15 protein-coding genes and 1 pseudogene are annotated in these 16955 nt (G+C 59.4%); 10 read left to right on the forward strand and 6 right to left on the reverse strand.

Annotated elements, in window-relative coordinates; genetic code table 11:
* Positions 1-11 precede the first annotated feature (11 nt).
* Positions 12-2669: an aminopeptidase N gene (gene pepN, locus ACM530_RS23630; protein WP_416363294.1), complete on the forward strand. Its 2658-nt coding sequence runs from the start codon at positions 12-14 to the stop codon at positions 2667-2669.
* 49 nt (positions 2670-2718) lie between these two features.
* On the opposite strand, the gene ACM530_RS23635 is transcribed toward pepN, so the two are convergent.
* Positions 2719-3765 (reverse strand): aldo/keto reductase, encoded by a 1047-nt coding sequence (locus tag ACM530_RS23635; RefSeq protein WP_416363295.1) that lies wholly within the window; start codon positions 3763-3765, stop codon positions 2719-2721.
* A 158-nt stretch (positions 3766-3923) separates the two neighbouring features.
* On the opposite strand from ACM530_RS23635, the gene ACM530_RS23640 reads away from it, so the two are divergent.
* The 4 genes and pseudogenes from ACM530_RS23640 to ACM530_RS23655 all read left to right on the forward strand — a co-directional run.
* Positions 3924-4640 (forward strand): helix-turn-helix transcriptional regulator, encoded by a 717-nt coding sequence (locus tag ACM530_RS23640; protein WP_145165712.1) that lies wholly within the window; start codon positions 3924-3926, stop codon positions 4638-4640.
* A gap of 51 nt (positions 4641-4691) precedes the next feature.
* Positions 4692-5027, forward strand: coding sequence for a nuclear transport factor 2 family protein (locus tag ACM530_RS23645; protein WP_404483108.1), 336 nt, complete (start codon positions 4692-4694; stop codon positions 5025-5027).
* Positions 5028-5042: 15 nt separating this feature from the next.
* Positions 5043-6149 (forward strand): cell division protein ZapE, encoded by a 1107-nt coding sequence (gene zapE, locus ACM530_RS23650; protein ID WP_416363296.1) that lies wholly within the window; start codon positions 5043-5045, stop codon positions 6147-6149.
* Between the two features lie 93 nt (positions 6150-6242).
* Positions 6243-6439 (forward strand): annotated as a pseudogene (locus tag ACM530_RS23655) (GNAT family N-acetyltransferase); the annotation flags it as partial.
* A 101-nt stretch (positions 6440-6540) separates the two neighbouring features.
* Here the strand turns inward: ACM530_RS23655 and ACM530_RS23660 are convergent.
* From ACM530_RS23660 to ACM530_RS23675, 4 genes are all read right to left on the reverse strand, one after another.
* Complete coding sequence (locus tag ACM530_RS23660) at positions 6541-6762, reverse strand: hypothetical protein (RefSeq protein ID WP_145165709.1); 222 nt, start codon at positions 6760-6762, stop codon at positions 6541-6543.
* A gap of 143 nt (positions 6763-6905) precedes the next feature.
* Positions 6906-9143 carry a TonB-dependent siderophore receptor gene (locus ACM530_RS23665; protein WP_416363297.1) on the reverse strand — a complete coding sequence of 746 codons (2238 nt, stop codon included), beginning with the start codon at positions 9141-9143 and terminating at the stop codon, positions 6906-6908.
* Positions 9144-9270: 127 nt separating this feature from the next.
* Positions 9271-11013 (reverse strand): phosphoethanolamine transferase CptA, encoded by a 1743-nt coding sequence (locus ACM530_RS23670; protein WP_124417718.1) that lies wholly within the window; start codon positions 11011-11013, stop codon positions 9271-9273.
* A 151-nt stretch (positions 11014-11164) separates the two neighbouring features.
* Positions 11165-11341 carry a DUF6026 family protein gene (locus tag ACM530_RS23675; RefSeq protein ID WP_404483104.1) on the reverse strand — a complete coding sequence of 59 codons (177 nt, stop codon included), beginning with the start codon at positions 11339-11341 and terminating at the stop codon, positions 11165-11167.
* 268 nt (positions 11342-11609) lie between these two features.
* On the opposite strand from ACM530_RS23675, the gene gnd reads away from it, so the two are divergent.
* From gnd to ACM530_RS23690, 3 genes are read left to right on the forward strand one after another with little or no spacing between them, the layout of a single operon-like run.
* Positions 11610-12593, forward strand: a complete 984-nt coding sequence (gene gnd / locus ACM530_RS23680) for a phosphogluconate dehydrogenase (NAD(+)-dependent, decarboxylating) (RefSeq protein ID WP_065906492.1) — start codon at positions 11610-11612, stop codon at positions 12591-12593.
* Positions 12590-14113, forward strand: coding sequence for a glucose-6-phosphate dehydrogenase (gene zwf / locus ACM530_RS23685; protein WP_416363298.1), 1524 nt, complete (start codon positions 12590-12592; stop codon positions 14111-14113). The genes gnd and zwf overlap by 4 nt, the downstream gene beginning before the upstream one ends.
* Entirely contained in the window at positions 14110-14934 is an 825-nt protein-coding gene (locus ACM530_RS23690; protein ID WP_262206108.1) for an HAD family hydrolase, read from the forward strand. Before zwf ends, ACM530_RS23690 begins: the two co-directional genes overlap by 4 nt.
* Positions 14935-15019: 85 nt before the next feature.
* Here ACM530_RS23690 and ACM530_RS23695 read toward each other — a convergent pair whose 3' ends face one another.
* Positions 15020-15280: a hypothetical protein gene (locus ACM530_RS23695; protein WP_416363299.1), complete on the reverse strand. Its 261-nt coding sequence runs from the start codon at positions 15278-15280 to the stop codon at positions 15020-15022.
* A 101-nt stretch (positions 15281-15381) separates the two neighbouring features.
* Here ACM530_RS23695 and ACM530_RS23700 point away from each other — a divergent pair, with 101 nt between their 5' ends.
* Positions 15382-15621 (forward strand): hypothetical protein, encoded by a 240-nt coding sequence (locus ACM530_RS23700; protein WP_416363300.1) that lies wholly within the window; start codon positions 15382-15384, stop codon positions 15619-15621.
* A gap of 2 nt (positions 15622-15623) precedes the next feature.
* On the forward strand, positions 15624-16949 hold the full coding sequence (locus ACM530_RS23705; RefSeq protein WP_145165704.1) for a sigma-54 dependent transcriptional regulator: 1326 nt from the start codon (positions 15624-15626) through the stop codon (positions 16947-16949).
* Positions 16950-16955: the final 6 nt, after the last annotated feature.

Here is a 16955-nt window from a genome sequence, read left to right on the forward strand (position 1 = left end):
GGATGCCACCCATGCGCACCGAACAACCGAAGATGATTTACCTGAAGGACTATCAGGCGCCGGACTACCTGATCGAAGAGACGCACCTGACCTTCGAGTTGTTCGAGGACCACAGCCTGGTCCACGCGCAGCTGGTGATGCGCCGCAACCCCGAGCGTGGTGCGGGCCTGCCGCCGCTGGTGCTCGATGGCCAGCAGCTTGAACTGCTGACCGTCAACCTGGGCGACCGTGAGCTGAGCGAAGCCGACTACCAGTTGACCGACAGCCACCTGACCCTGCACCCGACCAGCGAGACCTTCACGGTCGACACCAGCGTGCGCATCCACCCGGAAACCAACACCGCGCTGGAAGGCCTGTACAAATCCAGCGGCATGTTCTGCACCCAGTGCGAGGCCGAAGGCTTCCGCAAGATCACTTACTACCTCGACCGCCCGGACGTGATGAGCACCTTCACCACCACGGTGATCGCCGAGCAACACAGCTACCCGGTGCTGCTGTCGAACGGCAACCCGATTGCCAGCGGCCCGGGTGAAGACGGGCGCCACTGGGCGACCTGGGAAGACCCGTTCAAGAAACCGGCCTACCTGTTCGCGCTGGTGGCCGGTGATTTGTGGTGCGTCGAAGACACCTTCACCACCATGACCAATCGTGAAGTGGCGCTGCGCATCTACGTCGAGCCGGAAAACATCGACAAATGCCAGCACGCCATGAACAGCCTGAAAAAATCCATGCGCTGGGACGAAGAGACCTACGGCCGCGAGTACGATCTCGACATTTTCATGATCGTGGCGGTCAACGACTTCAACATGGGCGCCATGGAGAACAAGGGCCTCAATATCTTCAACTCCAGCGCCGTGCTGGCGCGCGCCGAAACCGCCACTGACGCCGCGCACCAGCGGGTTGAGGCGATCGTGGCCCACGAATACTTCCACAACTGGTCGGGTAACCGCGTGACCTGCCGCGACTGGTTCCAGCTGTCGTTGAAGGAAGGCTTCACGGTGTTCCGTGATTCCGGCTTCTCCGCCGACATGAACTCGGCCACGGTCAAGCGCATCCAGGACGTGGCGTACCTGCGCACTCACCAGTTCGCTGAAGACGCAGGCCCCATGGCCCACGCCGTGCGCCCGGACAGCTTCATCGAGATCTCCAACTTCTACACCCTGACCGTGTACGAAAAGGGCTCGGAAGTGGTCGGCATGATCCACACCTTGCTCGGCGCTGAAGGCTTCCGTAAGGGCAGTGACCTCTATTTCGAGCGCCACGACGGCCAGGCCGTGACGTGCGACGACTTCATCAAGGCCATGGAAGACGCCAACGGCGCGGACCTGAGCCAGTTCAAACGCTGGTACAGCCAGGCCGGTACACCGCGTCTGGCGGTGAGCGAGTCCTACGACGCCGCTGCCAAGACCTACAGCCTGACCTTCCGTCAAAGCTGCCCGCAAACCCCGGACAAGGTTGAAAAACTGCCGTTCGTGATCCCTGTGGCGCTGGGCCTGCTGGACGCCAAGGGCGCCGGTATTGCCTTGCGCCTGGCCGGTGAGGCCAGCGCTGGCGCTACGTCCCGAGTGATTTCGGTGACCGAAGCCGAGCAGACCTTCACCTTCGTCAATATCGCCGAACAGCCGCTGCCGTCGTTGCTGCGCGGCTTCTCGGCGCCGGTGAAACTGAGCTTCCCGTACAACCGCGACCAGCTGATGTTCCTGATGCAGCACGACAGCGACGGGTTCAATCGCTGGGATGCCGGCCAGCAACTGTCGGTGCAAGTGTTGCAGGAGCTGATCGGACAGCATCAAGCGGGTCAGCCGCTGAAGCTGGATCAACGGCTGATCGACGCGCTGCGCACGGTGTTGAGCGATGAAAGCCTGGACCAGGCGATGGTCGCCGAGATGCTCTCGCTGCCAAGCGAGGCCTACCTGACTGAAATCAGTGAAGTGGCGGATGTGGACGCTATTCACGCCGCCCGTGAGTATGCGCGCAAGCAGCTGGCCGACAACCTCTACGAATCGCTGTGGCTGCGCTACCAGGCGAACCGCGAGTTGTCCAAGCAGACACCTTACGTGGCCGCGGCCGAGCACTTTGCCCGTCGCGCCCTGCAGAACATTGCGCTGTCGTACCTGATGCTCAGCGGCAAGCAGGAAGTGCTGGCGGCGACGCTGGACCAGTTCGACACCAGCGACAACATGACGGAGCGCCTGACGGCGCTGGCCGTGTTGGTCAACTCGCCGTTTGAGGCGGAAAAGGCGCAGGCGTTGGCGGTGTTTGCCGAGAACTTCAAGGACAACCCGCTGGTCATGGACCAATGGTTCAGCGTGCAGGCCGGCAGTACCTTGCCGGGCGGCCTGGCGCGCGTCAGGGCATTGATGGAGCACCCGGCGTTCAACATCAAGAACCCGAACAAGGTGCGGGCGCTGGTCGGCGCGTTTGCCGGGCAGAACCTGATCAACTTCCACGCTGCCGATGGCTCGGGCTATCGTTTCCTGGCCGATTTGGTGATCCAGTTGAACGGGTTCAACCCGCAGATCGCTTCGCGCCAGTTGGCGCCGTTGACGCGCTGGCGCAAATACGACAGCGCGCGCCAGGCGCTGATGAAGGCGGAACTGGAGCGCATTCGTGCCTCCGGTGAGCTGTCCAGCGACGTATTCGAGGTGGTCAGCAAGAGCCTTGCGTAAGGTCTGCGATTGAAAAAAAACGGCCTGCTCAGGCCGTTTTTTTTTCGCCTTAGATAACGGGTGGGCGAGGGGCGTCCAAGCCGGTGTCGGTAGGGAAACGCTCGGCTATGATTGCGTGCGGAACGCCCAGCGGCAGGGCGCTGGCGCCATCCAGGCGGGTCACTTGTTCGGCCGACAGTTGCACGTTCAGCGCACCCAGGGTTGCATCGAGCTGCGCGCGGGTGCGAGAGCCGAGGATCGGGATCAGCGCGGTGGTCGAGCGGCGGGCTTTTTCGCGCAGCCAGGCAATGGCGACGTGGGTGGGGCTGGCGTCGAGTTCGCCGGCGACTGCCAGCAGGGTGTCGAGTACGGCGGTTTCGCGGGCGCTCTTTTCCGAGTGGATCAGCATGCCCAGTTTGTTGGCGCGGTTGTCGTCCTGCGTTTCACGGTATTTGCCGGTGAGGAAACCACCGCCCAACGGCGACCACAGCGTGGCGCCCAGGCCCAACGCTTCGGCCATCGGCAGCAACTCGCGGTCGGCGCTGCGCTCGGCCAGGCTGTATTCCACCTGGACGCCGATGATCGGCGCAAAGCTGCGCACTTCGGCCAACAGATCCGCGCGGGCGATACGCCAGGCGGGAAAGTTGGAGAGGCCGGCGTAGTGGATCTTGCCGGCACGCACCAAGTCATCGAAGCCGCGCAGGATCTCTTCCATCGGCGTGACGTTATCGCTCATGTGCGCCCAGAGCAGGTCGATGCGGTCGGTGTTCAAGCGCTTGAGACTCTCCTCGACGGCACGCACCATGTTTTTGCGGTTGTTACCGAGCTTGAGCGTGCCGTCATCGGACGGCTGGGTGCGCAGGCTGTATTTGGTGGCGACCACCAGGTTATCGCGCTCGGCGGCGATAAATTCCCCCAGCAGCTTTTCGGCCTGGCCGAACTGGTAGCCGTTGGCGGTATCCAGGAAGTTGCCTCCTGCTTCGAGGTAGCCATCGAAGATCTGCCTGGCTTCTTCGCGCTCGGCGCCATGGCCCCAACCTGTGCCGAAATTACCGGTGCCCAGGGCCAGTTCCGATACCTGCAGGCCGCTGCGGCGACCAAAAACTTTACTGCGCATACAAAGACTCCTGTGGGGTGATTTTTTACATGTCTTGAAACATGTATTTAATATGATCCTCGTAATTTATTCGGTCAAGGGGCTTTTTTACTGCTGACGTTTTCTGACAGGAGGCTCTGTTAAGCTTCGGTACTTGTTCCTTTCTCGGTGGGTTTGACGTGTCGCGTACCACACGATTGCTGACCTTGTTGCAGGCCCTGCGGGGCAAGAAACGCCCGGTGACGGCCGCCGTACTGGCGGCGCAACTGGAGGTGTCCGAGCGCACGCTGTATCGCGATATCGCTGAATTGACAGCGCTGGGGGCACCGATTTTTGGCGAGGCCGGAGTAGGGTACGTGTTGCGCAGCGGGCTGTTTCTGCCGCCATTAATGCTGAACGCCGAGGAAACCGAAGCGATCGTGCTGGGCCTGCGTTATGTCGACCAACGTGGCGACGATGTGCTGAGCCGCGCCGCGGCCAATGCGTTGGCGAAAATCGCCGATGTGCTTGATCCCGCCGCCCAGGAAGCATTGCGCAACCCCACGCTGTTGCCCGGCCCTCCGGGGTTCGGTTACCCGGAAAATCGCGTGCCGCTGAATGTGTTTCGCGAGGCGATCCGCAACCAGGCCAAGCTGCAAATCGATTACGCCGACGCCAGCCAAACCCAGAGCCAGCGCCTGATCTGGCCGCTGGCCCTGGGTTTTCTCAATGACGTGCGCGTGATTGTGGCCTGGTGCGAGTTGCGCGGCGCTTATCGCACCTTTCGCACTGACCGAGTGGCCGCGGCCGAAGCTCAGGGTGATCGCTACCCTGGCCGACGCAGTGACCTGTTGCGAGCCTGGCGCAAGCTGATGGAGCAGAACGAGTCCGCGCCGTTTACTCCTGACAAAAACTGACACAACCCTGGCTTAGCATGGCGTCATAAATCATTAAAAAGGAGCTGCGCCATGTCCATTCCTGAGTTGGCACCCGCGATTGTGGCCTACATCGCCGCGACCAATACTCGCAACACCTCAACCATTGCCGAGTGTTTTGCCGACGATGCCAATGTGTTTGATGAGGGTGAGCATCAAGTCGGCACCGCCGCGATTGCGCGCTGGATGGAAGACACCGGGCGTCGTTATCAGCCTCGGGTTGAAGTGCTGAACGTGCAGCATCGCACCGGCAAAGTGTTGGTCAGCAATGTGGTTTCCGGTAATTTCCCCGGCAGCCCGCTGGAGCTGCGCTACACCTTTCGACTGAACGAGCAGGGCAAGATTTCGCGGCTGGATATCTCTGTGTAAGTCATACTGGCGCGCATGACTTTCGACTCGCCTCTCGCCGCTTATCAATACGCCACTACCCAGCCCGGTTTCGTGCCAGACGAGGCCCAGCGCCGGGCGGTTGAAGCCCTGCAACACTGCCACGAAGCCCTGCACCAGGGCCTTTCGCCAGTGTCCGGTGTGTACCTATGGGGGCCGGTGGGGCGGGGCAAGACCTGGTTGATGGACCAGTTCTATCAAAGCTTGCGGGTGCCAGCACGCCGTCAGCATTTTCATCATTTCATGGGGTGGGTGCATCAGCGTCTGTTTCAACTCACGGGTATCCAAGACCCTCTGCAGGCGTTGGCCCGCGAGCTGAGTCAGCAAGTGCGCGTGCTGTGTTTTGACGAACTGTTCGTCAATGACATTGGCGATGCGATCATTCTCGGCCGTTTGTTCCAGGTCATGTTTGATCAGGGCGTGGTGATGGTCAGCACGTCCAATCAGCCGCCCGATCAGCTCTACGCCGACGGCTTCAACCGCGAGCGGTTTGTGCCAGGCATCGAGGCGATCAAACAGCATATGCAGGTGGTGGCGGTAGACGGTGGCGAAGATCATCGTTTGCATCCCGGCGTGGGGCTGCAGCGCTACTGGGTGAACCAGCCGGATGCGCTCGCGACGCTGTTCAAGCAATTGAGCGCAGGGCAGGCGGTGCGCAGCGGGCCAATCAGTGTCGGCTTGCGCTCGATTGTGGCGGTGCAATCCTGCGACACGGTGCTCTGGTGTCGTTACGCCGAGCTGTGCGAGCGGCCGCTGGCCGCCATGGACTTCATGCTGCTGTGTGATCGCTTCACGGCCATCCTGTTGGGTGACGTCCCCTGCTTGAGCGCGCAACAACGCCCGGCCCGAATCGCCCGTGGCACCGAAGACGCAGCCCAACGTGTGGTGGCCGGTGACCGCGAGCTGCCGCAGTTGTCGGTGCACGATGACAGTGTGCGACGTTTTATCGCCCTGGTGGACGAGTGCTATGACCGCAAGGTGCCCTTGTATATCGAAGCCCAGGTGCCGCTGGAAAGCCTCTACACCGAAGGCTACCTGGAGTTTCCGTTCCGCCGCACGCTCAGTCGCTTGCAGGAGATGCAACTGCAGCGCTTCGGGACCTAGGAGTCTTTTCGCGCACGGCGCGTCATCGAGGAAGCAAATGGACATCCCAGACACGCTGGTGCTGCAAGCCAGCTACACCAATGCGGTGCACGCCGACGCCTGGGCCTGAGTCAGAAAATGCTGCAAAAGGTTAGGGAAAATCGCCCGGCAGCGTGGTTGCTGCAAGATCACCCTTGAAGTGCTCGAGGGTAATGACGTGGCACAGGCCGCGTATCGCAAGTTTGGTTTTGATGAATCGGATCTTTGATCCGGCACAGGGGCGCAGGCCGTTGTGGAACAAAGCACTTTGATAAATAACGTGCAAAAAAAAGGCGCCATTAAATGGCGCCAAGTTAACCTTTGCCAACGGAGCGGGATGGCACAGGGCAATGCGGATTAACTAAGTATTAAATCAGCTATTGGGTTGCGGCTCTTCACTGGATTGTTCAACCGTGTGGGTCTTTACATTCTTGCCATCGGCAATCGCTGTTTGGTCAGTGGTGCCATGAGTCTTCTGTTGCATGAAGGTGAAGTTGTTATAGAACTCCTTCGAGCGCTCTGAACCGCCTTCTGCGAAGGCGGCTACGGAAGTCAGGGTCATCAGGCTGGCAAGCATCAAGGTCGAAAGTTTCATAAGAGGTATCCCCATTAAGTGTGATCGGTATCCGCCTCGTCCGTGATCAGATTCATGGGGCGATTGTGGGGCGATCTTATTAAGTGGGAATTAACGGCTTGGGGCCCCGAAGTTAACGATTTTGTTAACTTCGGGTCAGCGATTTAAAGCTTCCAGTCCAGCGCAAGCGTGACGGATCGCGGGTCGCCCCAATACACACCATTATAAAAGCCGACACGTTCGTAATACTTTTTATCAAATAGATTGTTAATGTTAAGCGACGCTGAAACATGTTCGTCAAATTGGTAGCGCGACATCAGGTTGACCACGGTGTAGGCCTGTTGGGTGATTTTGGTGCTCTCGGTGTTCAGGTAGCCGTTCTCGTCGCGGCCGCCTGTTGGTCGGTCAGCGAAATCGTAAAAATCGCTCTGCCAATTTACCGCGCCGCCCACCGTCAACCCGCGCCACTCACCCGGCAGGCGATAGGCCGTCGAGACTTTCAGCAGATTGAGCGGCAGATTGGTGTTGTTGCGCTGCTTGTCACCATTCGTCGAGTGGGTATAGGTATAGCCCGCAGACAGATTCCAGTCCGGCATGACTTCACCTGACACCTCAACTTCAAAGCCCTGCACCTTGTTGCCTTTGCCGCTGGCGGTGTAGAACTGCTCGCTGCTGACCGGGTCCGGCGCGGCGTTGTTGTCCAGTTCGGCCACGTTATCCTGGGTGCTCCAGAAATACGCCGTCGCCAGGTTCAGGCGTTCGTTCAACAGGCTGCCTTTGAGGCCTATTTCATAGTTGCTGCCCACCACCGGCTCCAAATACTTCTTGCTGGAATCCCGCGCGGTTTGCGGGTTGAAAATATCGGTGTAGCTGGCGTACACGGTGTATTCGGGTGTGAGGTCGTAAAGCAGGCCAGCGTAAGGCGTCCACATGTCGTTGTGGGTCTGACGGGTTTTAGTGGATTGGGTCAGTTGGTTATCGGTGTTGTATTCAGGTGAGACGCTTTCGATTTCCCAACTGCCATAGCGGCTGCCCAATACGGCATGCAGCCGGTCGGTCAGGCTCAGGCGTGTGGCGAGGTAACCCGCCTTCTGTTTTCGGTTGCTGTGCTCGCCCTTGAGGCCAGTGGTGCGGTCCGGGAACTTGGCGATGCCACTCATGTGTCGCCAATCTTTGATGTCCGTGTAGCCCTGCTGATTATTGACGCGCTGAAAAGGCGCCGTATCGCGCTGTTCGGATTCGCCGTACCCAACCATCAATTCATGCTCGCGCCCCAGCATTGAATAAGAACCGGCGATATTCAAATCCACCACGTCCATTTTCGATGTGCCGACCATCTGGTTGGTCCAGGCCGTCATGCCGCTGCCATCCGGATTGGGAAAGCCGGCGCCGCCGTAATACACCTTGCCGTCCGTGTCGCTTTGGCGATGGGTGTAGGCAGCTTTCAGGTGCCAGTCTGCAGACAGCTTATGCTCGATGGAGGCAAAGGTGGTTTTGTCTTTAAGCGGCCAGGAGCTCCAGTCGGTCGCCAGGTTGGCGGAACGCGACAGCCGAGCCTTGCTGCCATCGCTGTTCCAATAGGGCAGGGTGCCCCAGGAGCTGCCCTGCACATGCTTGTTCTGGTAGTCCAAACCCACGGCGACAACGGTGTTGTCCGTCAGGTCGGCTTCGAGGATGCCGTAGCCCACTTCCCGTTGCATCGCATAGCTGTCGCGAAAGGACTGGCTGTCACGGTACGCCAGCACGGTGCGGCCACGCAGTCGCCCGTCAAACGCCAGTGGGCCGCCTACATCGATATAGCTGTAGTAGTTGTCATGGCTGGCACCGCTGACGCCGGTTTTGGCTTGCCACTCAGTGGTGGGGCGCTTGCGGATCATGTTCACGGTGGCAGAAGGGTCGCCCGCCCCGGTCGTCAGGCCGGTGGCGCCGCGCACAACCTCGATGCGGTCGTAGATGATGGTGTCGGCGTCGGACTTCATGCGGCCAAAGGTATTGAGCATGCCGTCGATCTGGAAGTTACTGATCGAGTAGCCGCGGGAAGAGTAACTCGCCCGGTCCGAATCCAGGTGCTGCACCGTAACGCCGGTGGTCTGGCGCAAGGCATCGGTGAGGGTATTGAGATTGAAGTCATCCATCTGCTGGCGGCTGATCACCGAAATGGATTGCGGAGTTTCCTTGATGGACAGGTTCAGCTTGGTGGCGGTGCTCATCGAGCCGGTGGTGTAAGCCCCGGTGTGCTCGGTGGTGGTGCCCAGGCCTTCGGCGGTGATGCTGGTCGCACCCAGTTCGTAGGCTTTGGCCGGCAGGTGTTCGGGGTCGGTATCAGCCATCAGCTCCGGGCTTGCAACGGCGCCGAACAGGCCAAAGGTGAGGGTCATGGAACGGGTAAAAGGCGCGAACATCGCAGCGGACTCCTTGTCGTCTTTGATGCCACCCGGAAAGGGAAGGCATGGCTCAAAGACGAAAGGAGCGGGGGAACTTTAGGCTCAAACGAGAATGATTGTTATCTTTGTGTTACAAAGCCGGTGACTACTTGACCACCACTTCGGCGGCATCGACCTTCTTCGGCTTGATCAAGCTGAAATCGATAAGGCCTTTTTTCTGTCCTATATACGGGTCGCCAATCATCCGCGGGCGCGCCTTGAAGCTGTCATTGACCAGGCTTTTGCTGCGGTCCCATTCATCAAAGCTCAGCCCGGCCATGTCCGCCCAGGTGTGAATCAGTTGCGAGCTGCTGTAAGGGCGTTGCAGGTCGCTGGCGAAACTCCAGTCGTGGGTTTCGCGCCACTTCGGCGAGGCATACGCCATGAACGGAATGGTGTACATCGGTGCCGTCGGCTTGCCTTCGTTGCGCCCCAGCGTGCCATGGCCGGCCGAGTCGAATACGTCTTCGCCGTGGTCCGACAGGTACAGCAGGAAGCCGTTGGGGTCGGTCTTGGCGTAGTCCTTGATCAGGCTCGACACCACGAAGTCGTTGTAAAGCACCGCGTTGTCGTAGCTGTTGTAAGTGGGCAACTGTTGGTCGCTGATGCCTGGCGGTACGCCCTGACGATCGGTGAATTTGTCAAAGGTCGGCGGATAACGGTACTGGTAGCTCATGTGGGTGCCCAACAGGTGGACCACGATGAACTTGCGCTCGGTGGGGTCGGCCAGGGCCTTGGCGAACGGTGCCAGCACGTCGCCGTCGTACTGGCGGGCGTTCTGGTTGCGGTTGTTATTGAGGTACACCTGCTCGTCGGCCTGTTCGGAAAAGGTCGTGAGCATGGTGTTGCGCTTGGTCATCGTCTGCTGGTTGGTGATCCAGTAGGTTTTGTAGCCAGCCTGTTTCATCACGCTGACAATCGACGGCGTTTTGAGGTACAGGTCAGGGTTTTCTTCGTCGGCAAAGGTCAGCACCTGTTGCAGCGCTTCAATCGTATAGGGGCGCGGCGTGATGACGTTATCGAAGACCGCCAGTTGGTCGCGCAGCTTGTCCAGTTCCGGCGTGGTATTGCGCGGGTAGCCGTAAAGGCTCATGCGCTGGCGGTTGGTGGACTCACCGATTACCAGTACCAGGGTCGACGGCTGGCCGGCCATGCTGTCCTTGAGGTTCTTCAAGGGCGGGATCTGGCTGGCACTCGTGAGCATGCCTTGCATGCTGTTCAGCTGCTCGGTGTAGCGGCGATAGGCGACGATCATCTGCCACGGCACGGCAGGCTCTACCCGCGACTCGAAGCCATCGATGGCCAGTTCCATGGTGGGGTTGGTTGCAATCTGTTTCACCAACGGATAACCGACCACCGCCAGGACAATCGCGGTGGCCGCGAGAATCGACTGACCGCGCGGCAGGTAAACCGGGCGCAGGCGGGTCCACAGGAAAATCGCCAGGGCAGTGTGGGCAATGAATGCCAGCACGATCCACCAGGCAAAGTATTGAGTGGCGTATTCGCCAGCTTCAGAGATGTTCGACTCGAACATGATGAAGATGACGCTTTGGGAAAATTCCTGCTGGTAAATGAAGAAATAACCCAGGCTGGCCATGGAGCAGGCCCACAGCACAACGCCGATCAAGGCGGCGAGCAGGCGCGTACGGCGCGGGAACAGCAGCATGGGCGCGAGCCAGAACGCACTCAGGAAGAAGGCTTGGCGAAATCCGCTGAAGCCGGAAGTGCCGGTCAGCTGGATCAGCAGTTGGGTAATACCCGAGAAATACCAGAAAAACAGAAACAACCAGCCAAGGCCGGCCCAATCAAAGCCTTTCGCAGACTTCGTGCTGCGTTTGAACATCGCCATCCAGCGCTCCAACCCGATAATTGCCAGTTGCCGCGCAGGAATACGCGCAGCAGAGGGCTACCGCATGTGGGTGGCCCTATTCGGCGGGAGTATCGGGAGGAGGATGTGAAAACTTCGTGAGTTATTCCTGAACGCTTCGTTCAGCCCACGTTCAGCAAAGTGCGGGCTGAGGCCCGGACGTTTGATTGATTTGCGCCTGAAGGTGTGAGCGCAGGCGCAAGACTTCCTGCTGCAGCTGATCGCGCTCGTCTTTCAACTGGCGCAGTTCGTCGCGACGGACGGTGACATAGAGGGTCTGTGGCGGGCGCATCGTCTGTGCTGTGCTCATTGCTTACCTCGCAAATAGCCGGTAGATCGCGGTGCCGGAACGCTTAATCGAGGTCCTCGGCAACAGTCGCAGCGATTCTGAATTCTTTTTTGAATCAATGGAACTTTTTTATTTTTGATGGTCGCTGTGACTTTTGCGGCCGTGATGCTGAAACGATGGCCTTTTTTTGTCATGAAACTACAAGGATCCGCTCTGGACTAACCCTCATTAGCCTCATTGCGCTATAAACTATGTCACACATTTATTTAGCAGTTAGGAGCATCAGCACATGCAACTGGGGATTATCGGACTAGGCCGCATGGGCGGTAACATTGCGCGGCGCCTGATGCTCAATGGGCATACCACCGTTGTATACGACCGTAACGAAGCATTCGTCAAAGGCTTGAGCGAGGAGGGCGCCACAGGCGTTGCCGACTTGAAGGCCTTGGTAGCCGGGCTGCAAAAGCCTCGCGCCATCTGGGTCATGCTGCCTGCAGGCGACCCGACCGAAAACACCATCAATGAACTCAGTGAGCTGCTTGAAGACGGTGACGTGATCATCGACGGCGGCAACACCAACTATAAAGACGACGTACGTCGCGCTAAAGCCCTGTCGGAAAAAGGCCTGCACTATGTCGACGTCGGCACCTCCGGCGGCGTCTGGGGCCTGGAGCGTGGCTACTGCATGATGATCGGTGGCGACGCCGAGACTGTACAGCGCCTCGACCCGATCTTCGCCAGCCTGGCCCCGGGCCTGGGCAATATCCCTCGCACCAAGGACCGCTCCGCCTCGGCTGACAGCCGTGCCGAGCATGGCTATATCCATGCGGGTCCAGCGGGCTCCGGGCACTTTGTGAAGATGATTCACAACGGCATCGAGTACGGAATGATGCAGGCCTTCGCCGAAGGCTTCGACATCCTCAAGACCAAAAACTCGGAAAACCTGCCGGAAGATCAGCGCTTTGATCTCAACGTCGCCGACATCGCCGAAGTCTGGCGCCGTGGCAGCGTGGTCTCGTCCTGGTTGCTGGACCTGACCGCCGACGCCCTGGCCACCGATCCAAAGCTCGACGGCTACTCAGGTTCCGTGGCCGACAGTGGCGAAGGCCGCTGGACCATCGAAGCGGCCATGGAGCAAGCGGTGCCGGTACCGGTGCTGTCCACCTCGCTGTTCGCTCGCTTCCGTTCCCGTCAGCAGAGCACCTACGGTGACAAAATGCTGTCTGCCATGCGCTTCGGCTTCGGCGGCCATGTGGAGACTTCCAAAAAATGACCGTCAACGGCAAGAAACCCAAAGCCGAACCTGCTCCGCCCACCACACTCTTTCTGTTTGGCGCCCATGGCGACCTGGTCAAGCGCCTGCTCATGCCGGCGCTGTACAACCTCAGTCGTGATGGGCTGCTGGGCGAAGGTTTGCGCATTGTGGGCGTTGATCACAACGCCATCAGTGATGCCGACTTCGCCAAGAAACTCGAAGACTTCATCCGCACCGAGGCCGCAAGCAAGGTCAAGGGCAATGCCGACAACGCTCTCGACCCTGAATTGTGGGCACAGTTGGCCAAGGGCATCAGCTACGTCGAGGGCGACTTCCTCGACGACAGCACTTACGCCGACATCGGCAAGAAGATCGCCGACAGCGGCACCGGTAATGCGGTGTTCTACCTGGCGACTGCGCCGCGCTTTTTCAGTGAAGTGGTGCAGCGCCTGGGCAGTGCCGGCTTGCTCAACGAAACCGACGAGGGCTTCCGTCGTGTCGTGATCGAAAAACCTTTCGGTTCCGACCTTGCCACCGCCGAAGCGCTGAACGCGTGCCTGCTCAAGGTAATGAGCGAGAAGCAGATCTACCGCATCGACCATTACCTGGGCAAGGAAACGGTGCAGAACATTCTGATCAGCCGTTTCTCCAACGTGTTGTTTGAAGCGTTCTGGAACAATCATTACATCGACCACGTGCAAATCACTGCGGCCGAGACCGTCGGCGTGGAAACCCGCGGAAATTTCTTTGAAAAAACCGGCACCCTGCGCGACATGGTGCCCAATCACCTGTTCCAGTTGCTCGCAATGGTAGCCATGGAGCCGCCGGCGGCGTTTGGTGCCGATGCGGTACGTGGTGAAAAGGCCAAAGTCGTCGGCGCCATCCGGCCCTGGTCGTTGGAAGATGCGCGGGCCAACTCGGTACGCGGCCAGTACACCGCTGGCGAGATCGCCGGCAAGACGCTTCCCGGCTACCGCGAAGAAGCCAACGTCGCGCCCGACAGCAGCACCGAGACGTTCGTTGCCCTCAAGGTGATGATCGACAACTGGCGCTGGGTCGGTGTGCCGTTCTACTTGCGCACCGGCAAGCGCATGAGCATTCGCGACACCGAAATCGTGATCTGCTTCAAGCACGCGCCGTATGCGCAGTTCCGCGATACCGAAGTGGATGAGCTCAAGCCCACCTACCTTAAAATCCAGATCCAGCCCAATGAAGGCATGTGGTTCGACCTGCTGGCCAAAAAGCCTGGGCCAACCCTGGAGATGGCCAATATCGAATTGGGTTTTGACTACAAGGACTTTTTCGAGATGCAGCCGTCGACGGGTTACGAAACCCTGATCTACGACTGCATGACCGGTGACCAGACCCTGTTCCAGCGCGCTGACAACATCGAAAACGGCTGGCGTGCGGTGCAGCCGTTCCTTGACGCCTGGAAAGAGGACGATGGCATCCAGGCCTATAAGGCCGGTGAAGATGGTCCGGCAGCGGCCGATGCCTTGCTGGCCCGCGATGGCCGTACCTGGCATAGCCTGGGATGAATGATGCCGCGATCCATCCTATCCGATTTGTCCTGAGCGATATGGACGGGACGCTGTTGCGTCCCGACCACACGCCCAGTCAACGCACCATTGATACGGTGCGCGCCATGCGCGACGCCGGCGTGTTTTTCAGCCTGGCCAGCGGGCGGCCGCCCAAGGCCATGATGCAGATGATCGAAACGTTCGGCATCGACGTGCCGGTGGCAGGCTTTAACGGCGGCACGTTGATCAATCCCGATGGCAGCGTGCTGCTGGCCCATCATCTGCCGGCGGAAGCGGCGCTGGTCACGTTGGCGCTGTTCTCCGGGCAGCCGGGCGTCGAAGTCTGGCTGTTTGCTGACGGCGAATGGCTGCGGCGCGACCCGCCCGGGCCGATGGTGGCGGTTGAAGCCGCTGGCCTGGGGTATGGGCCACTGGTCGTGGAGAGTTTTGAGCCGTACCTGGATCGGGTCGACAAGATTGTCGCGGCCAGTCGCAACGCTGAGTTGCTGATCGAGCTTGAAGCGCAGTTGCAGCCCAAGGTTCAGGGGCTGGCCCATGTGTCGCGTTCGCAACCGATTTATCTGGACGTAACGGCGATGCAGGCCAACAAGGGGGATGCCTTGAAAGCCCTGGCTGCGCACCTGGGTGTACCGCTTGAGCAGACAGCCGCCATTGGCGACGGCGGCAACGACCCGGCGATGTTTCATGTGGCCGGTTTGTCGATTGCCATGGGCCAGGCAGAAGAGGCCGTTAAACGTCAGGCCAGCGTCGTCACCGGCAGCAATGTCGAGGATGGTGCTGCACAAGCGTTAGAGCGGTTTATTCTGGCGGCGCGATAAGCGCCGTCACTGGCCAACGCGGATGCACTGAACTTCCGATCATTGTTTTTACACCAGGGCAATGATCGGAAGTTGCTGTGTTGTCTTACTTGGGCATTGCCCAGGATTGCAACTTATAACCATCCTTGTCGAGTTCGGCGCGAGCCTTCAACAACAAATCTTCCAACTGAGCCGGGTCGGTGTAGGCGCTCGAGGACAGCTGTTTGCTGCCAATACGCGTGTTGGTGCGGTCGATGACGCTCAGGCTGAGGGCGCCATTGCCATCGTGCCAGGCCACGCACTGAAAGGGCTGAAAAGCACGGTCTGCGATCAAAAGAGCTTCGTTGATGCGGAGCGGGGCGTTCATGTGAGTCTTCTCTCTAATGCCCATTCAAGTGAGTGCCGTCGGTTGGGCGAGCCAGACGGCGAGTTACTTGTACTGATGCTCGACGGCGGGGTACGGGTCACATGCTAGAGCAAGAAATTTTAACTTTCCGTGATCAACGTCAGGTAAGCGGCTGTTTTGAAAGCTCAATGAACATTTCTGTGCGCGGCGATTTTTTACTTGGAAACCTCCAGCAGTGGCTTTCTGCCAACACTTATAGCGAAATGGTACAAGGCGCGCGTCAATACCTTGCTAGTGTTAGCGCCAGGCCTCACAAACCTTTGTTTCTAAATAACTTTAAGAATATTGGCGCCAAGGAATAGTCATGGTTGTTACACCTGTCCAGCGTCGTCTGCTTGTGGTCGATCCGTGTGATGACTGCCACGGACTGCTGCCCGGTCTGCGCGCCGCCGGATGGGAAGTGGACAGCTGCGCCCTTGGAACCGTCGGCGATCGGTCTTGCGACGTTGGCCTGCTGCGCTTGCAGCCCTATCACCTTGAGCGCCCGGAAGCGGTCAAGGAGTTGATCAGCCGCAGCGGTACCGAGTGGATCGCGGTGCTTAGCCAGGACGTTTTGCGCCTGCAAAATGTCGGAGATTTCGTCTGCGAGTGGTTTTTCGACTTCCACACCTTGCCGTTTGACGTGGCGCGCGTGCAGGTCACGCTGGGGCGTGCGTTCGGCATGGCCCGCCTGCGTGGTAAAGGCCAGACGCTGATCGATGAGCCCGAGCATGAATTGCTGGGTGACAGCCGGCCGATCCGTGAACTGCGCAAGCTTTTGGCCAAGCTGGCACCTACGGAATCGCCGGTGTTGATTCGCGGTGACAGCGGCACCGGTAAAGAGCTGGTGGCCAAGACCTTGCACCGCAAATCCCAGCGTCACGCCAAGCCGTTTGTGGCCATCAACTGCGGTGCAATTCCCGAACACCTGATTCAGTCCGAGCTGTTCGGCCATGAAAAAGGTGCGTTTACCGGCGCGCATCAGCGCAAGGTCGGACGCATTGAGGCGGCTCACGGTGGCACGTTGTTTCTGGATGAAATCGGTGATTTGCCGATGGAGCTGCAAGCCAACCTCTTGCGCTTTTTGCAAGAGAAGCAAATCGAACGTGTCGGTGGCAGCCAACCCATCCCCGTGGATGTAAGGGTATTGGCGGCAACCCACGTTGACCTGGAAACCGCGGTTGAGAAGGGCACCTTTCGTGAAGACCTGTATTACCGCCTGAATGTGCTGCAGGTGGTCACCGCGCCCTTGCGTGAGCGCCACGGCGATGTAGCGATGCTGGCCAACCACTTTTCACGCTTCTACAGTCAGGAAACCGGGCGCCGCCCGCGCAGCTTCAGCGAGGATGCACTGGTAGCGATGGGGCAACACCCTTGGCCGGGCAACGTGCGCGAGTTGGCCAATCGCGTGCGCCGCGGTCTGGTGCTGGCCGAAGGACGACAGATCGAAGCGGCGGACCTGGGTTTGCTGGGCGAGCAGGCAATTGCGCCACCGATGGCTACACTGGAAGATTACAAGCACCGCGCCGAACGCCAGGCGCTGTGCGATGTGCTTAATCGGCACAGCGACAACCTGAGTGTCGCAGCCCGTGTGCTGGGGGTTTCCCGGCCGACGTTCTACCGATTGCTGCACAAACACCAGATCCGCTAGGGCGGG

This window comes from Pseudomonas sp. NFX183 (genome assembly GCF_047943075.1).
Lineage (GTDB): Bacteria > Pseudomonadota > Gammaproteobacteria > Pseudomonadales > Pseudomonadaceae > Aquipseudomonas.

Bases quoted from the DNA above. Each gene is read 5' to 3' on its own strand.
- pepN (WP_416363294.1), top strand. From the start codon at position 12: ATGCGCACCGAACAACCGAAGATGATTTACCTGAAGGACTATCAGGCG.
- ACM530_RS23635 (WP_416363295.1), bottom strand. From the start codon at position 3,765: ATGCGCAGTAAAGTTTTTGGTCGCCGCAGCGGCCTGCAGGTATCGGAA.
- ACM530_RS23645 (WP_404483108.1), top strand. From the start codon at position 4,692: ATGTCCATTCCTGAGTTGGCACCCGCGATTGTGGCCTACATCGCCGCG.
- zapE (WP_416363296.1), top strand. From the start codon at position 5,043: ATGACTTTCGACTCGCCTCTCGCCGCTTATCAATACGCCACTACCCAG.
- ACM530_RS23660 (WP_145165709.1), bottom strand. From the start codon at position 6,762: ATGAAACTTTCGACCTTGATGCTTGCCAGCCTGATGACCCTGACTTCC.
- ACM530_RS23665 (WP_416363297.1), bottom strand. From the start codon at position 9,143: ATGTTCGCGCCTTTTACCCGTTCCATGACCCTCACCTTTGGCCTGTTC.
- ACM530_RS23670 (WP_124417718.1), bottom strand. From the start codon at position 11,013: ATGGCGATGTTCAAACGCAGCACGAAGTCTGCGAAAGGCTTTGATTGG.
- ACM530_RS23675 (WP_404483104.1), bottom strand. From the start codon at position 11,341: ATGAGCACAGCACAGACGATGCGCCCGCCACAGACCCTCTATGTCACC.
- gnd (WP_065906492.1), top strand. From the start codon at position 11,610: ATGCAACTGGGGATTATCGGACTAGGCCGCATGGGCGGTAACATTGCG.
- zwf (WP_416363298.1), top strand. From the start codon at position 12,590: ATGACCGTCAACGGCAAGAAACCCAAAGCCGAACCTGCTCCGCCCACC.
- ACM530_RS23690 (WP_262206108.1), top strand. From the start codon at position 14,110: ATGAATGATGCCGCGATCCATCCTATCCGATTTGTCCTGAGCGATATG.
- ACM530_RS23695 (WP_416363299.1), bottom strand. From the start codon at position 15,280: ATGAACGCCCCGCTCCGCATCAACGAAGCTCTTTTGATCGCAGACCGT.
- ACM530_RS23700 (WP_416363300.1), top strand. From the start codon at position 15,382: ATGCTAGAGCAAGAAATTTTAACTTTCCGTGATCAACGTCAGGTAAGC.
- ACM530_RS23705 (WP_145165704.1), top strand. From the start codon at position 15,624: ATGGTTGTTACACCTGTCCAGCGTCGTCTGCTTGTGGTCGATCCGTGT.